Origin of the sequence: Delftia sp. JD2 (assembly GCF_001682645.1) — a bacterium.
Classification (GTDB): domain Bacteria; phylum Pseudomonadota; class Gammaproteobacteria; order Burkholderiales; family Burkholderiaceae_C; genus Comamonas; species Comamonas acidovorans.
Window position 1 is genome coordinate 72,776 of sequence record NZ_LFJT01000011.1, and the last position, 16,735, is coordinate 89,510.

Genomic DNA, 16,735 nt, shown 5'->3' on the forward strand with positions numbered 1-16,735 from the left:
TTAGTGAAAGTCGCGGGAGGTCGTGGACAGCCCACCCAGCAGGTGCGACAGGTCTTTGAGCTTGAAAGCGATGAGGTTCTTCACATCGCCCTCGCGTTGCCATCGCCCATACACCGCAAGCAACTTTGAACGCAGCACTTCAGCTCGGTGCCGCTCTTTGAGGTGTGGCCAGACGATGACTTGCACATTGCCGGTCTCATCTTCAAGCGAGATGAACACCGTCCCCTTTGCTGTCTCGGGCTGCTGACGGACCGTGACGATGCCGGCGTAGCGAACCATCTGCCCTGCACGTACCCGGTCAAGGTCCGAGGCCCGGGCCAAGCGGTGCTTTTCGAGTTCGGGCCGCAACAGCAGCATCGGATGGCTGCGCAGCGTGAGACCGAGGGTGTTGTAGTCGTGGACGACCTCTTCGCCTTCAAGGGCAGCGGGCAGCTCAAGGAAGTCTTCATCGACCGGGGCCCCCTGCAGGAGCTCGGGCGCACGTCGCAACGCCGAAGCTTGCCAAACCTGTTGGCGACGATGGCCAGAGAGGCTTCGCAGTGCATCAGCGCCCGCAAGCAACTTCATCTCGTGTTGTTCCAACTTCGCCCTGTGCGCCAAGTCCTCTGGGTCATCGAACGGACCCCGTGCCCGCTCTGCCGTGATGCGCGCGGCCGATGCTTCCTTGAAACCATCTATGAGGCGAAGGCCCAGTCGCACGGCGGGAGGGTCCGGAAGGTCCTCAAGGGTGCAGTCCCAGTCGCTGTACATCACGTCCACCGCACGCACCTGCACGTCATGTCGTTGAGCGTCTTGCACAAGCTGTGACGGCGAATAGAAACCCAACGGCTGGGAGTTAAGAAGAGCTGCGAGGAACTCGGCAGGATGATGCTTTTTAAGCCAGCAGCTGGCATACACGAGCAGCGCGAAACTGGCCGCGTGGCTCTCAGGGAACCCGTACTCGGAGAAGCCCTTGATTTGCTCAAAAATCTGATGCGCGAAGGCGCGCTCGTACCCTCGGGACGTCATGCCTGTGACTATCTTGTCGTAGTACTGCTGGAGCCCTCCCTTGCGCTTCCAAGCGGCCATCGACCTTCGCAGTTGGTCTGCTTCGCCCGCGGTGAAGCCTGCAGCCAGAATTGCTACCTGCATGACTTGTTCCTGAAAAATGGGAACCCCAAGGGTCCGGCCGAGCGCTTCCTTCAGCGCATCGCTGGGGTACTCCACAGGCTCCTTCCCCTGCCGCCTGTTCAGGTACGGATGGACCATGTTGCCCTGTATCGGGCCTGGCCGGACTATCGCAACTTCGATGACCAGGTCGTAGAAGCACTGCGGTTTAAGTCTGGGCAGCATAGACATCTGCGCCCGCGACTCGATTTGGAACACACCCACCGTGTCTGCCCGCGAAATCATCTGGTACGTCGCGCGGTCCTCCGCAGGGATGTCCTGCATGGAGAAAGCGTAGCCTTTTCGCATGCTGACGAACTCGAGGGAGCGCCGTATAGCGGACAGCATCCCCAACGCCAGCACATCCACTTTCAGCAACCCCAGCGCATCGAGGTCATCTTTGTCCCATTCGCATATGGTCCTGTCTTCCATCGATGCGTTTTCGATGGGAACGAGCCGCTTGAGTGGCCCTTTCGTGAGCACGAAACCGCCAGGGTGTTGGCTCATATGCCGGGGCATGCCGATGAGCTGGGAAGTCAGCTTCATCAGTTGCTGCACCACGAGCTTGGAGGGGTCCAAGCCGGACTCTGCAACCCGTTGCTCCAGGACCTCGCTGCCATCCCACCAGGCGAGGTTTGACGCTAGCGCTTCCAGTTGCTCGAGCGGTATGCCCAGAGCCTTACCAACATCCTTGAAGGCCATCTTCGCCCGGTACTTGATGACGACTGCGGTCAGGGCGGCTCGGTCTCTTCCGTACTTCCGATACAGGTACTGAATAACCTCTTCACGCCTTTGGTGCTCGAAATCGACGTCGATGTCCGGTGGCTCATTTCGTTCGCGGGAGATGAAGCGCTCGAAGAGGACGCTCATCCGAGCAGGGTCCACTTCCGTCACGCCTATGCAGTAGCAGACCACGCTGTTTGCAGCGCTCCCGCGGCCTTGGCACAAGATGCCCTGAGACTGTGCGAACCGTACGATGTCTGCCACCGTCAGAAAGTAGTGCTCGTAGTTCAACTCGCATATGAGCTCGAGCTCATGTTCTATCTGGGCTTGGACCTTCGCAGGCATGCCGCCTGGCCAACGGCGGCCAGCGCCGTCGTATGTGAGTTGCCGCAGATAACTCGCCGGGGTCTGCCCCTCCGGCACCACCTCCGAGGGGTACTGGTATCGCAGCTCATCGAGCGAAAAGGTGCAGCGCTCCGCGACGCGTAACGTCTCGTTGAGCAGGTCTTCCGGGAAGCGCTGTGCCAACAAAACACGGCTGCGCATGTGCTGCTCACTGTTGAGCTCGAGGTCAAGGCCACAGTCAGTGAGCGGGCGTCCGACCCGAGCCGCTGTCATCACATCGTGGAGCATCTTGCGTGACCGAAGATGCATTCGGACGTCACCCGACGCGACCAGCGGAATCGCTGTCAGTTCGCTCACCAGACGCATGCGATACAGCCACATCTCGTCATCCAGCACACGCTGCATTTCCACAGCCAGCCAGCACCGACCGATGAAGCTGTTGAGCAGCCATCGTGCAATGGTCTCCAACTGGGCGTCGGTCGATTCGCGGTCGGGCGAGACGAGCACAACGCAGTCCTCGAGGGACGATGGCTCAATGGCGTCGAGTTCCAGCCGGTAAGTGCCCTTTTCGGCGCTGCGCCGCAATGCGGTGATGAACTCGCAGAGATTGCCGTATCCGTCGATGTTTCGGGCGATAACGACCAGAGTGAACGGAGCGTCACAAGCCACCTGGAACTGACTTCCATGCAGCACTTTCAAGTCATGCTCTTTGCTGGCCACATGGGCCCGAACCGCCCCTGCCATAGAGCATTCATCGCACACCGCAATCGCGCTGTAGCCAAGGGCCTTGGCTCTCTCCACAAGCTCTTCCGGCCAGCTTGCTCCCTTGAGGAAAGAAAAATTGCTGAGAGCCCGCAGCTCTGCATACGCCGGGATGCCCGCGCGCGTATCGATGCTGTTGCTCATGCGAAAGCTCCATGGAGGTACCACGCGGTCTGGTCCCCGGCCAGCCGCTGCTGAAAGACCCAAAGCACGCCGCAATGTGGACTTTGAGCCACCCAGTAATCGCGTGCGACATTGCCTGTGTATTCCTCCCCGCCGTTATCAAGCCTCTGCCACCATCCGCCTTCGACGCGGTGTGGCCCAGCAAGCAGCTGCAGCACACCCTGATACATCGGCCTATCCCCGCGCATCGACAAGCGCAATGGTTCTGACAGGATGAAGCTGGGCTGCGGGAAGCGGCTGCTGCGTGCACGTTTCCTGGGAAGTGGCTCGGGAGCGGGCTGCCACTGTGCCATCCACTCCAGCCGGTGGTCTTCCACAACGACAGGACGTACGACCTTCTCCGCGCCAAGCCGCGCGGCGACTCGCTCGAGCACCAGTGTGAGAGATTCACCGGACTGGACCGGGTCGGGCAGTAACGACCGGCTGAGCTCTTCCAAAGGATGCACATCCAAGGCTTCCAGCTCAAGGTCGCCCGCGGGGGCAGCGAGCTCAACTTTTGCGAGGTGCTCAGCAAGCAGGCGGCATAGATGCTCCACATCGCGCATGGGCTCTGCAGTTCGCACAGTCAGTTCGCCGCCGTCTCCAGCGTCGCGTGCTCGCATGGCATCGTGGACCCAGCGCAGACAGAACGAGGTCGTACCCGCATTTCTGGCAGCAAGCCATCCGCACATTTGAAGCATCAGTCGGCGGGCCCCGAACAAAAGCGCCGGAGCGGAATCGACACGAGACATGAGTTCAAGACGGGCTTTGAAAACCTCCGGCGCTTCAACCCAGTTGTGGGCTTCCGGGCGCAACCCATACGCCTGGTCTAGCGCTGTCAGAAGCTGCTTGTCGAAACGCCGGCTTATCCCGCCCCGTGGCAATGCCCTGACATCGCCAAGCGTTCGGCAGCCCAATTGCGTCAACGTTGTCAGGTGCGGCTTCACCGCAGCCAATGTCTCCATCGGCAGTGGGTCCAGAAGGGTCGTCAACGCGCCCTTGATGCCGTTTTCATGCCCACCCCGAGCACATGCCAATGCGGCCAGACTGGTGGAGGACCAAGCTATCTGCTCAACCCCCAACGCGGGAACCTCTGCAGCGATGCGGTCTCGCAGGGCCCGCTTGCCACGGAACAAACGAACGCTCGCTTCCAGCTCGACGACTACCGCGTTCTCAACAATGGCCGTGCGCGGCGAAAACTGCAGCGCATACATCGAGAGTCCACGCAGTTGGTCATCAAGCGGCGACGTGTGCGGGCCGGAAGGCAGTAGCAGGGCGACCCACAACATGGGGAACCTCTGGAGTGATGAGTGAACTCGGGCGGCGCAGTCTTGGGGTCAGGACCGATGCAAGCCCACCTGGCACAGATGCAAGCACCATGGAGTGTTCCTGCTGCGGGCCCCGGCGCTTCAGGATTTGCACGTTCAGTTCCCAGTCCAGACCGGCTGATGCCTGCACGCGTAGTGGTGCAGCAGACGACTCGTGCTGTGCCGCCTCCGGACGGCACAAGAAAACTGGTGCTTCGCAGCCCTGAGAGCACACCTGGAGTCGACGCAACTGGTCGGGTCGGGCTTTCGGCAACCACGCAATGATGGCCCCCGCAGAATTGGACTTGATGAGCTGCTCGGTGGTCCAAAGCCGCTCAGACGGGACATCAGCCTTAATCCACACCAGCTGCCTGTCGTTCAGACCCATATGGGTCAGGCCAGGGAGGTGTGGATTGCGCGGCGGTCCGATGACAACGACCTGGCCACCTGCTTCGATGATGGGGCGCAAACCTGGTGCAAGCAACCGCCACTCAACAACTGAAGGCTGGGCTGTCAGCACTTCGGTGACCGAGCGGCGCGGCCACCCACTACCGGGTAGCTCCTTGTCCAACTCGGGCCACCCGGAAGACACCGTCTCCACAATCTGCGAACCCAGCTCGTTGCCGCACCAGACCACCTGGGAGAGGCCGGAAGACTGGACCAACGCACGCAGGGAAGCAGCATTGCGGCCAGCAGCATCGTCTTGAGCGTAGTTTGGTAGGGTGGGCATGGCTGGGGAACTGTTTTTTTATACAGTATCACGAAGCGCGCACCATTGTCTGCAAGGAAGACGTCACATCCACCACCGTTACATCTCAGGAATTTATTAGCGTCAAGCCTGCATCTAATCCTAGAAAATCTCCTCATAACGCGCCAAACAGGCACCAAGAACCAGCTGTATGAGCTGGCATACCACTGGGGCTCTGTGCTAGTGCTACCCTGTTTTTGAAACGTCACTGCCCCTCGGAACACACATGTCGGAACAGGCTGGCAGCCGCTTTGGGACCACACTGGCCTTGCCCTGAACGCATGAGACCGACCATCGACTCCAGCGTGGCATTGGGCCCCGTGCCTTAGGAGAGCGATATGTCTGACGACAAGACCAAGACCGGCGGTCAAGACCGCACGCGCATCGATGTGAACGAAGACTACGAACTGCGCGACTGGTCGAAGAAGTTCAACGTGACCCCGGAGCAGCTGAAGGCGGCGGTGAAAGCAGTGGGAACGAGTTCAGCGGCGGTTGAGCAGCACCTGAAGCAGTCCACCGACAAATGATGGAGTGAGTTCACCGATGAAGCCGACTACCACCGAGACGTCGCGAGCAGCTGAGGCAAGCGACATCGAGCAGAAGCTGGGCCACGGAGGCAATATGCGTGATGCAGGTCCAGGGGCTGAACTTCCACCCAACCAAGCCGATGACCCGCTGGGCAGCAGTGGTCATATCAAGCGATTGGAAGAGGTGGCGCCCGATGCCGGGAAAGAGCACTCAGGCAGCCCAGGCGCTGACGCAGACCGTCAAATAGGGCAGAGAGGGAAGGTCTGACTTCCTCGGTCCAGGCCATGGGGGCACTGCAGTGTGCCCATATTCCCATTGCAGTGACTCCTTTCATCACGGATGAGCTCTGTCGTATAGCCACTTGCTGTGATGGTTCAGCAAGGGCTACACTCATAGGATGAGCATTCCGCAGGCTCGCCCGCCCACACTGGCTAAGTCGTTCGCGACAGCGTAATTTCTTCTTTGAGTCCTGGTTTTGACCTGTGGTCACTACGGCTCGATGTGTGGGCGCGTCGTTCTATGGTGACCCTGGAGTTAAACCATGGCTGCCCCTCTCACTCTTGCTCGTCTTGAACAGCTGCGGCGTGCAGCAAGAAGGCTTGAACGCAAAGAGTCCATCCCTTTGTACGAAGCTCAGGACCGCTTGGCCAATAAGCACGGCTATGCAAATTGGTCACTGATGCACAAGCACTGCAAAGCCGCGGCTACGGGGGCGACATCAGCTCCACCCGTACCCCTTACTCCCCCAACCCCAGAGCCACCAACTGTCGTGGTCGGAAGCAGAAATCGCCAGTACCTTCATGGTGACCAGCACGAGGCCGACCTGACTCGCTTCTACTGCCGCAGCTGCGACGAGTTCGTGGCACCGGAGCACTTCTTCGAAAAGCATGACCGTAGGGAAACACTCGGACGCGCACTCGAGGCCTTGACGCGATGGCATCTCCCTTCCAACGGGAGAGCCCGCATGCGCCCTGCCAATGCTCACAACATGCTTGAGGACGAAGCCCGCCGAGAGACTGTGATTTTTCAGAACTCGCGGAGCACATTCCACCGTTGGCTCGAACGCCGCAAAGGCAAGGATTCTCCGGTCGGTGACCTGGCAGCCGATGTCCTAGGAGACACAAAATTCCCAGTGAATGTTCAGTCAGCTGACGAAGCCGTCTCCTACCTGAACTCTCGCTTCGCTACAGAGGCGGCAATTAAGGCGATGAAGCAGGCTTGGCGGCAGTTTGAGGCCAGTCAGAAGCGCAAAGCCTAATCAGCCTCCGCCTGCCGAACTACGAAGCACCATATCTCTGCCAACGGGATGAGGTGTTTCTCGCTCAGGAAGCAGACTTGAGTCGTGAGGCTGCCCCCTGAGCTAGCGACGGACTGACTGCGTAGGCCACGATGCCCACGAGCACCATGGCCGATGCTAGAGCAAAAATCCGGGTGTAGGCCGCGGAGGGCGAGCTGCCTGCCGCAAGGCTGGCATCAGCGACAAGTCCGAACACCCAAGCAGCGGCGCCTGAGCCCAAGAAAACGAACGTATTGAGCATTCCCAGACCACGGCCGCGCACCTCAGGAGCCAACAGCAGTCGTCCATGGGCCATCACCAATGGATGCAAAACCCCGATGGTGCCGAGCACCGCCATTAGAGGCACATCCAAGAACAAGCCCACGCTCGGTATCAGTGCCAAGGCGCTACCTGCAACCAGAGCAGCTGCAGCCCAGGCCAGCACGGTCTGGCGCAGGGAAAAGCGGTGAACGAACCAAGGCAACGCCATCGCCGCGAGCAAAGCCGCAAGGCTCAGCACCGCCAAAGCAACTCCGCGACTTCCGGCAGGCATACCGAACACATCTGCCAGGTACGGCCCTCCCCACGCATTCCGGAACGTTGTACCTGCGGCCAAGGCAATACACATGGGAATTAAGGTCCACATTGCCGGGACGAACAGCAGGCGTGCGCTCGAAGCAAGCATCGCAGCACTGCCATCCTCCTGCGCATCGGCGTGCCCGGCATCCTTAACGTGGGTTGCGACGAGGTGGCAGGCTACAGCCATCAACACGCCTGCAATGAAGATGGGCGGCCTCCATCCGAACTCATGAACTGCCCATCCAAGCGGAGCTGTTGCACATAAGGCACCGACCATGCCTGCAGCGTTGGCGCGGCTGACGGAGGTAGCAAATTTGTGAGGCGGCAGTGCCTCAGAGGCATAGTGCATCAATCCCATGAAGACAGGCGCACATGCCAAGCCCATACCGACCTGGGCAAGCATTGCGGTCGACCCGTTGGGAGCAAGGGCAAAGAGGCCTGCCGAAGCAATGCCAAGAGCAAGAAGAATCCGCGTGGGCGCACCGACTCCGTACTTGTCGAACGCAATGCCCACAGGTATCTGTGCGACGCCGAAGGCCACGAAGTAGCACGACGACAGCATGCCAAAGCCTGCCTGCGAAAGCTGCAGGTCGCGTTGGACCTCGGGCGCCATGACGGCCAAACATGACCGGAAAAACTGGCTCAAGGTCAGCGCGAAGGTCAACGCTGCAATGCCTCGGACCGGGGAACGAGTGTGCATGATGGGGAATGCCAAGGCATGGCAGTCGCCCAGCTGGCAAATTCGAGAGAAAGGTGCGCCGAAGTCTATAGCGAACGTTTCGCCGACGCTCGGGCAGGTTGCCAGTTTCGTCGCCACGAAGCGTCAGCAGACGCTACCCCACCAGCTCAGGCGTTACGGGCATCTAAGCGACGGATGTCCGCGGAGGAATCGCTAAGCTACCCTTCGTGCAGCTTTCAGCTTGACCAAGGCATGGTGCACAATAAAACACCCAAAAAGGGCACTTATCTCGGATTTCACGGGATAGGCGGCAGATTGAGGGCAGTTACGGAGCAAGAGATGTTAGTAACTCGAACCGTTGAAGAGATGGAAGTCGACTTGGGCGAGAAGCTCAAGCGGGTGCGATTGAATAAGAACCTGGACCAGAAGACGCTTGCAGCTCGTTCAGGCGTAAGCGTGCGCGCCTTGCGCAATCTTGAGGGCGGAGCCGGTACAACCGTAAAAACGCTTCTGAGTGTCGTCCGCGCTCTCGGGCGCGAGACCTGGTTGGACACCGTGGCTCCGGTTGCGACAGTCAACCCTCTCACGCTCACTGCACGCGCAGAGCAGCGAATGCGAGCGACAGGGCGCAGGACAGCAAGTAAAAACTCACCCTCAGACGTCTCCAACATCCAGACGGCGAAGCGTTCAGCCACCTCGTCGACTATACAAAGCTCCAAGGGCTCGGTCGAGACGCCCGACGCTAACTAGGCTGCGAACAAAGCAAGCCATAGCTATTAAGACCCCTGCGCAACTTTCTCAGGTATCCCAGCTATCCCTCAGTGTGCGGCGTCCATCCAGAGTAGTGCTGAACTCCTCGTAGACCTCTCGGCTGCTCACCCCAAGACCTTCGCACCACCGGTAAAACTCGAATACATCAAGGCGGCGCTGCCCCCCCTCGACCTTGCTGACGTACTGCTGCGTGACTCCCAGACGCTCTGCAAGCTCAACTTGCGACATTCCAGACTTTGCTCGACGCTCACGAAGCAAGACAAGTAAGAACTCGTGCTCTGTTGTGTGCAAAGGCATGCGCTGGTGTCCGGCGTCTAACAGTTAAGGGGCGCCCAGCGTGCACACGTTTTAGGATTACACCAAAAACGTGTACACTATTTTGATGTATTAACAGTTACTTATTTACTCATGGAATCTTGCACCTCCCTGGGTGGCTCAGCCACGCCTGCCGCAAGCGCCCTCGCAACGTTAGAACTTGCTTACGTCAAGTCCAGCGGGCTGCCCTACGTTGAGTGCGGACCCGGACGGTTCGCGATGTTTGACAGTGCAAGCAACGAACTCGCTCTCTTCTTCGGCCCAGACGGCCAGGACCTCCCTACGGTCGTCCCAGGCTCTTTTCTCGACAGCCTGGCTTACTACGTTCTCATCGACGCACAAAGGCACAACGCGAAATTCACCGTCATCGACAGAACTTGCTTTTGCGAAATCGCGACCATTAGAGAAAGCGGAGGAACATATATTGAAGCAGCTCTAAAGGCCCTCTCGTCTCTCAGAGCCCAGCAATCAGTAAAATAACTACAGGCAACGAGGAGAGCTTAATGACCCCAAATCCTCGGCTAAAGCGGAGAATCATTTTCCTAGATATCGACGGAGTTTTACACCCACCAAAGGCGATAGCTGGAGCGAAACCACCACTCACGCCAAAGCAAATACTCCTCGGTTGGCCAGATACGTTTAAGCATCTTCATCTGCTTGCAAATCTGCTCAACGGGCATGGGGATATATCGGTAGTCGTATCAAGCTCCTGGCGATTATTTCTGAGCGATACCGAACTACACGAGCTTTTGAAACCAATAGAAAATTGGTACGAAGGTTCCATCGGAAAACCTGGCCTGGGCCGCGAGGAAGCGATACGAGAATTTATATCCCTCAACAAAATATCGGACTTCATCATCCTCGATGACGTGCCAGCATTTTTTAAAGATACATGGACTAATCTCATCATCTGCCCTGCTGAGGAAGGAATATCAAATGATTACGTGCATAGCAGGATTAAAGCATGGATAGGCAGCACGCCATAAGCCAAAAAATCCTTTGATGAACTGAAATTCTTACCAAGCTATTTTCTCTAAAAAACTGTCCAATTCCACTATGTTTTAAAGTTAACCGGGTCCGTGTGACTCAGGCAGCAGATGGCAAAGTTGTTATGGGTGGGACGCGTACCGTCCGAACTCTGAAGTAAGTTCGATGACACCACGCAGTCCCTCACCAGATGCGCCCGTCAACCCGACATTGATAGTGGCAAGCCGCTGCTCAGCAAAGAAGGCTTGCCATCCGTCGAGTGCGAGGACTTGGTCCGACTGCGCCGTCGACCTCATCAATTCAGCATGTTCGCGACATCCTGGCGAACGCCACGGCCTGGTTTGCTGGTCAGCGATACGACTTCGACGCAGTCTTAGGGCCTCACGGCGTTACCCACAGGTAGCGCATCCCCAACACCCGCTCCACAGCCCGGGAGTAGCCTTCGCGCACTCTTTAGGTTTACCTTTTGAGTAATCAGTACGAGCCTCATGTTACAAAAAACATCTTGACCACAGAGGATGGGGTAGTTGCGCAGCACCGAATGGCGCACCTGGGTCATGTCGCGCACGCCCAGCAGCGCCAGCGCGGCGCACACGCCAAAGCCCAGCCACCACCACAGCCCTCCCCACACCAGCGCCGCCACCAGCAGCCCCGCGCTGCCGACCAGGCTCAGGCAGAACGTGGTGTAGCGCAGCGGCACCCATGCAGGCAGGCGATGAACCGGGGAGGCAGACGTTGACATGGCGTGGGTCCTTGGGGGCGTGTTGACGATCTTGTGCATGCCGCGCCGTCGAGGGCGCGCTGTGCACAAGGGTAACCCACGATCCGCGTCAGCCCTGGCGCGGCCGGGCGCCGGCGCCCGTTGCCTGCGCGGCCGCGGGCAGCACGAACCGGAAGCTCGCCCCCTGCCCCGGCTGGTCCACCAGTTCGATGCGGCAGCCGTGCAGCTCCAGCATGCGGTGGACGATGCGCAGGCCCAGGCCGCCGCCGCGGCGGGCGCCGCCCACGGTGAAGGGCCGCTCGAACAGGCCTTCGCGCAGATCGGCCGAGATGCCGGGGCCGGTGTCGGCCACGGTGACTTCGACGGCGTTGCCCGCTGCCGCCAGCGCCACCTGGATGCTGCCGCCGCCGGGCGTGTGGCGCAGCGCGTTGTCCAGCAGGTTGCCCAGCACGCGCTCGATCATGCCCAGGTCGGCCTGGACGACGGGCAGGCGGGGCGGGAAGTCGGCCCGCAGCGCCACCTGGCGCGCCTCGGCACGCAGCTCGAATTTCTGGAACACGTCCTGCACCAGATCGGGCATGGAAAACGGCTCCGGCTCGGGCTGGACAAAGCCGTACTCCAGGCGTGCCAGCTCGAACAGGCTTTGCGCCAGCTCGCCCACCTTCTGGCTCTGGGCCAGGGCAATGCCCAGGTAGCGGCGGCGCTCGGTGGCGTCGAGCACGGCATCCTTGAGCAGCAGCGTTTCCAGGTAGCCGTGCAGGGACGACAGCGGCGTGCGCAGGTCGTGCGAGACGTTGGCGATGAGTTCGCGCCGCTCCTGGTCCTGGCGCGTGAGCGCCCGCCACTGCTCGCCGATGCGCGCCACCATGCGGCGGTAGGCCGCGTCCAGCACGGCGATCTCGTCACGGCTGTCCTGTGCGGCGCCGGGCTGGGGGGCCGGCATGTCCGGGGGGGCGCCATGGATGTCGAAGCCGGCCACCTCTTCGGTGAGCCGGCGCAGCGGCCGCGTGATCAGCGCAAAGGCCACCAGGCCCGCCACCAGGCACAGCAGCGCCACCATGCCGATGGACCACAGCGCCGTGCTGAGCACCGAGTTGGCGGAGCCCTGCGCCACCAGCTGGTCATGCGCCTCGCCCTGCAGCACCACGTAGATGAAGCCCACGTCCTTGCCGTTGACGCGCAGCGGTGCCGCGCTGAAGACCTTGCGGCCTTCGACGCTGCGCGGGTCGTCCCCCAGGATGGGCAGCGTGCCGCCTTCCAGCAGCCGGTGCACGGGCGCCAGGTCCACGCGCTCGCGGCGCACGCGGCCGTCGGGGGCTGCATGGCCTGCAATGCGGCCGTCGGCGTCCAGCAGGTAGACCTCCACGCTGGGGTTGACCAGCATGAGCTGGTTGAAGAAGCTGCGCACGGCGCCGGGCATGAGGCCGTTGGCGTCGGTCAGCTGGGCGTCGCGCGCAATGCTTTCGGCCACGTCGCGCGACAGGCCCTGCACCACTTCCAGCTCGTGCATGCGGCTGGCGCGCAACTGCATCCAGGCCGAGGTGCCGCTGCACACCAGCAGCAGCACGGCAAAGACCAGGGACAGGCGCTGGGTCAGTGTCAGGCGCAGCTTCATGTCAGGCGCCCTCCCCCGCCTCGGCGAACTTGTAGCCGCGCCCCCAGACGGTGAGGATGCGCGCGGGCTGGGCCGGGTCGGCCTCGATCTTGGCGCGCAGGCGGTTGATGTGGGTGTTGACGGTGTGCTCGTAGCCTTCGTGCTGGTAGCCCCAGACGGCGTTGAGCAGGTCCATGCGCGAGAACACCTTGCCGGGCTGGCGCGCGAAGAAGTACAGCAGGTCGAACTCGCGCGGGGTCAGGTCCAGCCGGGCACCATGAAGCCGGGCATCGCGCGCCACGGGGTCCATGGCCAGGCCGGCGATGGTCAGGCTGCCGGACTCCAGCCGGGCATTCTGGGCCAGCGCCTCCACGCGGCGCAGCAGCGCCTTGACACGCGCCACCAGCTCCAGCACGGAAAACGGCTTGGCCAGGTAGTCGTCGGCGCCGATCTCCAGGCCCAGGATGCGCTGCACCTCGCTGGAGCGCGCGCTGATGATGATGATGGGCGTGTAGCGCGCCATGGCGCGGGCGCGGCGGCAGATCTCCAGGCCGTCCACGCCGGGCAGCATGATGTCCAGCACCAGCGCGTCCCAGCCGCCGCGCTCCAGTTGGCGCAGGCCGTCGTCGCCACGCGCGCAGTGCATGACTTCCAGGCCTTCGTCGCGCAGGTGCAGCGTGAGCAGGTCGGCGATATGGGCGTCGTCCTCGACGAGAAGTACGCGGCGCGTGGCGGTCATCGGATGCGGTTTCCTGGAAGTGGCGGGAGTGGCTGCCATTGTGCGCAATACCGGGACCGGGAGTTATCACGAATCTTTGAACTCTGCGTGAAGACTTCGGGAGGCCGCCGCCCTAACCTGACTGGCATCGCATCGTTTTCAGACGCAAAGAACCTTCAGGAGCACACCATGACCACCAGACGCCATCTTCTGTGGACTGCAGGCGCCGGCACCACCGCCGTGCTGGCGGCCAGCCTGTTCCCGCGCCGCGCACCGGCCGCCGCCTCCAGCGAAATCTTCGAGGTGAGCTACAGCGACGCCGAGTGGCGTGCCCGGCTCACGCCCGAGCAGTACCAGATCCTGCGCAAGGAAGGCACGGAGCGCGCCGGCACCAGCCCCCTGAACAAGGAGCACCGCGCCGGCACCTTTGCCTGCGCGGGCTGCACGCTGCCGCTGTTCTCGTCCAAGACCAAGTTCGACAGCGGCACCGGCTGGCCCAGCTTCTGGCAGCCGCTGGACAAGGCCGTGGCCACGCGCCAGGACCGCACCTACGGCATGCTGCGCACCGAGGTGCATTGCCGCCGCTGCGGCGGACACCTGGGCCATGTCTTCGACGACGGCCCCAAGCCCACGGGCCTGCGCTACTGCATGAACGGCCTGTCGCTGACGTTCACGCCCCAGCCTGCCTGAACCCGGGAGCCGTGCCATGCTGCTGATCGTCCTGGCCTATCTGGGCGGGGTGCTGACCATCGTCAGCCCCTGCATCCTGCCGGTGCTGCCCTTCGTCTTTGCACGCGCCGACCAGCCCTTCGCCAAAAGCGGCCTGCCGCTGCTGGCGGGCATGGCGCTGACCTTCGCCCTGGTGGCCTCGCTGGCGGCCGTGGGCGGCGGCTGGGTGGTGGCCGCCAATGAATACGGCCGCTGGCTGGCCCTGGGCCTGGTCGCCGTGTTTGCGCTGACCCTGCTGTGGCCCGGCCTGTCCGAGCGGCTGACGCGGCCGCTGGTGGCGGCGGGCTCGCGCCTTTCCGAGCGTGCGCAGGGCACGGACGGCGGCGCCCGCCCCGGCGCCTCGCTGCTGCTGGGCGTGGCCACGGGCCTGCTGTGGGCGCCCTGCGCGGGCCCCATCCTGGGCCTGATCCTCACGGGCGCCGCACTGCAGGGCGCCAACACCACCTCCAGCCTGCTGCTGCTGGCCTATGCGGCCGGTGCGGCCACCTCCATGGCGGCGGCCCTGCTGCTGGGCGGCAAGGTGTTTGCGGCGCTCAAGCGCATGCTGGGTGCGGGCGAATGGGTGCGGCGCGGGCTGGGCGCAGCCATGCTGGCCGGCGTGGGCGCGATTGCGCTGGGGCTCGACACGGGCGTGCTGGCGCAAGTGTCCACGGCCTCCACCGGCGGCCTGGAGCAAAGGCTGGTGGACCGCCTGAGCGGCAGGCCCGAGGGTGGCGCCATGGCCATGCAGGCCGGTCCCGCAATGATGGCCACCGTGGACAGGGGTGAGGGCTCGGGCTCGGCCATGATGGCCGCAGGCGGCGCCATGCGCATGGCCGGCGGCCCGTCCCGCGCCGCCCTGCCGGACGAAGGGCTGGCCCCTGCGCTGGACGGCGCCACCGACTGGCTCAACTCCACCCCGCTGACGGCCGAACAACTGCGCGGCAAGGTGGTGCTGGTAGATTTCTGGACCTACTCCTGCATCAACTGCCTGCGCACCCTGCCCTATGTGAAGGCCTGGGCCGAGAAATACCGCGACCAGGGCCTGGTGGTGGTGGGCGTGCATGCGCCGGAGTTCGCCTTCGAGCGCAAGCTGTCCAACGTGGAAAAGGCCATCAAGGACCTGGGCATCAGCTACCCCGTGGCCGTGGACAACGGCTACAAGATCTGGCGCGCCTTCAACAACCAGTACTGGCCGGCGCACTACTTCATCGATGCCCAGGGCCGCATCCGGCACCACCACTTTGGCGAAGGCGGCTATGCCGAGTCCGAGCGCGTGATCCAGCAACTGCTGCAGGAAGCCGGATCGAAGCAGGTGGACCAGGGCCTGATCGACGTGCAGGCCAAGGGCGTGCAGCAGCCCGCCGACATGGCAGCCGTGCGCTCGCACGAGACCTACCTGGGCTATGAGCGCGCCGAGCAATTTGCCGCCACGCCTGCCGCCGTGCACAACCAGGCCACCGCCTATGCCACGCCCGAGCGCCTGCCGCTCAACGCCTGGGGCCTGAGCGGCCAATGGACGGTGGGCCCGGAAAGCGCCACGCTGGACGGCGCTAACGGCCGCATCACCTACCGCTTCCAGGCACGCGACCTGCACCTGGTGCTGGGCCCGGGCAGCGATGGCAAGCCCGTGCGCTTCAAGGTGCTGATCGACGGCAAGGCGCCCGGCGCCTCGCGCGGCATGGACGTGGCCGCCGACGGCAGCGGCAGCGTGACCGAGCAGCGCCTGTACCAGCTGGTGCGCCAGGACGGCGGCGCAGCCGAGCGCACCTTCAGCATCGAATTCCTGGACCCCGGCATCTCCGCCTATGCCTTCACCTTTGGCTGATCCCTGGCCACTTCACTTTCACCGGAGAGACACCATGACCAACGATTCCACCCTCGCCGCCGCACCCCGCCGCCGCGGCCTTCTCCAACTGCTGACCGGCAGCGCCGTGCTGCTGGGCGGCGCCCTGCTGTGGCAGGGCAGCAACCTGCAGGCGGCCGAGCAGGCCGTGCGCATTCCACCACCCGCGCAGGATGCGCCCGCCACGGGCCAGGGGCCGCAGAAAGCCATCTTTGCGGGCGGCTGCTTCTGGGGCGTGCAAGGCGTGTTCCAGCATGTCAAGGGCGTGCAGCGCGCCGTCTCGGGCTACAGCGGCGGCACGGCGGCCCAGGCCTCGTATTCGGCGGTGAGCAGCGGACGCACCGGGCATGCGGAGTCGGTCGAGGTCACCTATGACCCGGCCCAGGTCAGCTACGGGCAGCTGCTGCAGATCTACTTTTCCGTGGCCCATGACCCGACCCAGCTCAACCGGCAGGGGCCGGACACGGGCACGCAGTACCGCTCGGCCATCTTCGCCACCGACGCCGCGCAGCTCAAGACCGCCCAGGCCTACGTGGCCCAGCTGGACGCGGCCAAGGTCTTCGGCAAGCCCATCGTGACCCGGCTGGAGGACAAGCCCAGCTTCTTCCCGGCCGAGAACTACCACCAGGACTTCATGACCGAGAACCCGCGCCATCCCTACATCGTCATCAACGACCTGCCCAAGGTGGAGCAGCTCAAGCAGCTGTTCCCGGGCAGCTACCGCGCCGAACCGGAGCTGGTCAAGCAGGCCGCCCGGCAGATGTAGCGTCTGCGCAGCACAGGTGCGGAGCGGGTGCCGGCAGGCGTCAGCGGCGGCTGC

General features: G+C 62.7%; 15 protein-coding genes. 7 read left to right on the plus strand and 8 right to left on the minus strand.

Going from position 1 to position 16,735, the window contains the following annotated elements; all coding sequences use genetic code 11:
- Genes ACM14_RS08540 through imuA form a run of 3 tightly spaced genes read right to left on the minus strand, consistent with a single transcriptional unit; the run spans window position 1 to window position 5,175 of the window.
- On the minus strand, window positions 1-3,120 hold the full coding sequence (locus ACM14_RS08540; protein WP_065345913.1) for an error-prone DNA polymerase: 3,120 nt from the start codon (window positions 3,118-3,120) through the stop codon (window positions 1-3).
- A complete protein-coding gene (locus tag ACM14_RS08545) occupies window positions 3,117-4,427 on the minus strand; it encodes a DNA polymerase Y family protein (protein ID WP_065345914.1) in 1,311 nt (436 codons plus the stop codon). Before ACM14_RS08545 ends, ACM14_RS08540 begins: the two co-directional genes overlap by 4 nt.
- The gene (gene imuA, locus ACM14_RS30555) at window positions 4,375-5,175 is read right to left on the minus strand and encodes a translesion DNA synthesis-associated protein ImuA (protein ID WP_139093403.1); all 801 of its coding nucleotides are present in this window, start codon (window positions 5,173-5,175) and stop codon (window positions 4,375-4,377) included. The genes ACM14_RS08545 and imuA overlap by 53 nt, the downstream gene beginning before the upstream one ends.
- A gap of 356 nt (window positions 5,176-5,531) precedes the next feature.
- Between imuA and ACM14_RS08550 the strand changes: the two genes are divergently transcribed.
- Window positions 5,532-5,720 (plus strand): DUF3606 domain-containing protein, encoded by a 189-nt coding sequence (locus ACM14_RS08550; RefSeq protein ID WP_065345915.1) that lies wholly within the window; start codon window positions 5,532-5,534, stop codon window positions 5,718-5,720.
- Window positions 5,721-6,685: 965 nt separating this feature from the next.
- Window positions 6,686-6,979: a YozE family protein gene (locus ACM14_RS32030; RefSeq protein WP_175403256.1), complete on the plus strand. Its 294-nt coding sequence runs from the start codon at window positions 6,686-6,688 to the stop codon at window positions 6,977-6,979.
- Between the two features lie 64 nt (window positions 6,980-7,043).
- Here the strand turns inward: ACM14_RS32030 and ACM14_RS08560 are convergent, their stop codons facing one another.
- A complete protein-coding gene (locus ACM14_RS08560; RefSeq protein WP_254662024.1) occupies window positions 7,044-8,393 on the minus strand; it encodes an MFS transporter in 1,350 nt (449 codons plus the stop codon).
- A gap of 228 nt (window positions 8,394-8,621) precedes the next feature.
- Here ACM14_RS08560 and ACM14_RS30565 point away from each other — a divergent pair, with 228 nt between their 5' ends.
- The gene (locus ACM14_RS30565; protein WP_084027340.1) at window positions 8,622-9,005 is read left to right on the plus strand and encodes a helix-turn-helix transcriptional regulator; all 384 of its coding nucleotides are present in this window, start codon (window positions 8,622-8,624) and stop codon (window positions 9,003-9,005) included.
- A gap of 48 nt (window positions 9,006-9,053) precedes the next feature.
- Here ACM14_RS30565 and ACM14_RS08565 read toward each other — a convergent pair whose 3' ends face one another.
- Window positions 9,054-9,323: a helix-turn-helix domain-containing protein gene (locus tag ACM14_RS08565; protein WP_065345918.1), complete on the minus strand. Its 270-nt coding sequence runs from the start codon at window positions 9,321-9,323 to the stop codon at window positions 9,054-9,056.
- 521 nt (window positions 9,324-9,844) lie between these two features.
- On the opposite strand from ACM14_RS08565, the gene ACM14_RS31485 reads away from it, so the two are divergent.
- Window positions 9,845-10,327 (plus strand): HAD domain-containing protein, encoded by a 483-nt coding sequence (locus tag ACM14_RS31485; protein WP_139093404.1) that lies wholly within the window; start codon window positions 9,845-9,847, stop codon window positions 10,325-10,327.
- A gap of 374 nt (window positions 10,328-10,701) precedes the next feature.
- On the opposite strand, the gene ACM14_RS32400 is transcribed toward ACM14_RS31485, so the two are convergent.
- From ACM14_RS32400 to ACM14_RS08575, 3 genes are all read right to left on the minus strand, one after another.
- A complete protein-coding gene (locus tag ACM14_RS32400) occupies window positions 10,702-11,070 on the minus strand; it encodes a hypothetical protein (protein WP_254662026.1) in 369 nt (122 codons plus the stop codon).
- Window positions 11,071-11,158: 88 nt separating this feature from the next.
- Window positions 11,159-12,664 carry a HAMP domain-containing sensor histidine kinase gene (locus ACM14_RS08570; RefSeq protein ID WP_065345919.1) on the minus strand — a complete coding sequence of 502 codons (1,506 nt, stop codon included), beginning with the start codon at window positions 12,662-12,664 and terminating at the stop codon, window positions 11,159-11,161.
- 1 nt (window position 12,665) lies between these two features.
- Entirely contained in the window at window positions 12,666-13,382 is a 717-nt protein-coding gene (locus tag ACM14_RS08575) for a response regulator transcription factor (protein ID WP_012204915.1), read from the minus strand.
- Between the two features lie 168 nt (window positions 13,383-13,550).
- Between ACM14_RS08575 and msrB the strand changes: the two genes are divergently transcribed.
- From msrB to msrA, 3 genes are read left to right on the plus strand one after another with little or no spacing between them, the layout of a single operon-like run.
- Window positions 13,551-14,051: a peptide-methionine (R)-S-oxide reductase MsrB gene (gene msrB / locus ACM14_RS08580; RefSeq protein WP_065345920.1), complete on the plus strand. Its 501-nt coding sequence runs from the start codon at window positions 13,551-13,553 to the stop codon at window positions 14,049-14,051.
- Window positions 14,052-14,067: 16 nt separating this feature from the next.
- Window positions 14,068-15,897 carry a cytochrome c biogenesis protein DipZ gene (locus ACM14_RS08585; RefSeq protein WP_065345921.1) on the plus strand — a complete coding sequence of 610 codons (1,830 nt, stop codon included), beginning with the start codon at window positions 14,068-14,070 and terminating at the stop codon, window positions 15,895-15,897.
- Between the two features lie 34 nt (window positions 15,898-15,931).
- On the plus strand, window positions 15,932-16,681 hold the full coding sequence (msrA, locus tag ACM14_RS08590; protein WP_065345922.1) for a peptide-methionine (S)-S-oxide reductase MsrA: 750 nt from the start codon (window positions 15,932-15,934) through the stop codon (window positions 16,679-16,681).
- Window positions 16,682-16,735 lie beyond the last annotated feature (54 nt).

What these genes read in the sequence shown, in the direction of transcription:
- ACM14_RS31485 (WP_139093404.1), top strand. Translation starts at nt 9,845, where the DNA reads ATGACCCCAAATCCTCGGCTAAAGCGGAGAATCATTTTCCTAGATATC.
- msrB (WP_065345920.1), top strand. Translation starts at nt 13,551, where the DNA reads ATGACCACCAGACGCCATCTTCTGTGGACTGCAGGCGCCGGCACCACC.
- ACM14_RS32400 (WP_254662026.1), bottom strand. Translation starts at nt 11,070, where the DNA reads ATGTCAACGTCTGCCTCCCCGGTTCATCGCCTGCCTGCATGGGTGCCG.
- ACM14_RS08575 (WP_012204915.1), bottom strand. Translation starts at nt 13,382, where the DNA reads ATGACCGCCACGCGCCGCGTACTTCTCGTCGAGGACGACGCCCATATC.
- ACM14_RS08545 (WP_065345914.1), bottom strand. Translation starts at nt 4,427, where the DNA reads ATGTTGTGGGTCGCCCTGCTACTGCCTTCCGGCCCGCACACGTCGCCG.
- msrA (WP_065345922.1), top strand. Translation starts at nt 15,932, where the DNA reads ATGACCAACGATTCCACCCTCGCCGCCGCACCCCGCCGCCGCGGCCTT.
- ACM14_RS08550 (WP_065345915.1), top strand. Translation starts at nt 5,532, where the DNA reads ATGTCTGACGACAAGACCAAGACCGGCGGTCAAGACCGCACGCGCATC.
- ACM14_RS08585 (WP_065345921.1), top strand. Translation starts at nt 14,068, where the DNA reads ATGCTGCTGATCGTCCTGGCCTATCTGGGCGGGGTGCTGACCATCGTC.
- ACM14_RS08570 (WP_065345919.1), bottom strand. Translation starts at nt 12,664, where the DNA reads ATGAAGCTGCGCCTGACACTGACCCAGCGCCTGTCCCTGGTCTTTGCC.
- imuA (WP_139093403.1), bottom strand. Translation starts at nt 5,175, where the DNA reads ATGCCCACCCTACCAAACTACGCTCAAGACGATGCTGCTGGCCGCAAT.
- ACM14_RS30565 (WP_084027340.1), top strand. Translation starts at nt 8,622, where the DNA reads ATGGAAGTCGACTTGGGCGAGAAGCTCAAGCGGGTGCGATTGAATAAG.
- ACM14_RS32030 (WP_175403256.1), top strand. Translation starts at nt 6,686, where the DNA reads ATGCGCCCTGCCAATGCTCACAACATGCTTGAGGACGAAGCCCGCCGA.
- ACM14_RS08565 (WP_065345918.1), bottom strand. Translation starts at nt 9,323, where the DNA reads ATGCCTTTGCACACAACAGAGCACGAGTTCTTACTTGTCTTGCTTCGT.
- ACM14_RS08540 (WP_065345913.1), bottom strand. Translation starts at nt 3,120, where the DNA reads ATGAGCAACAGCATCGATACGCGCGCGGGCATCCCGGCGTATGCAGAG.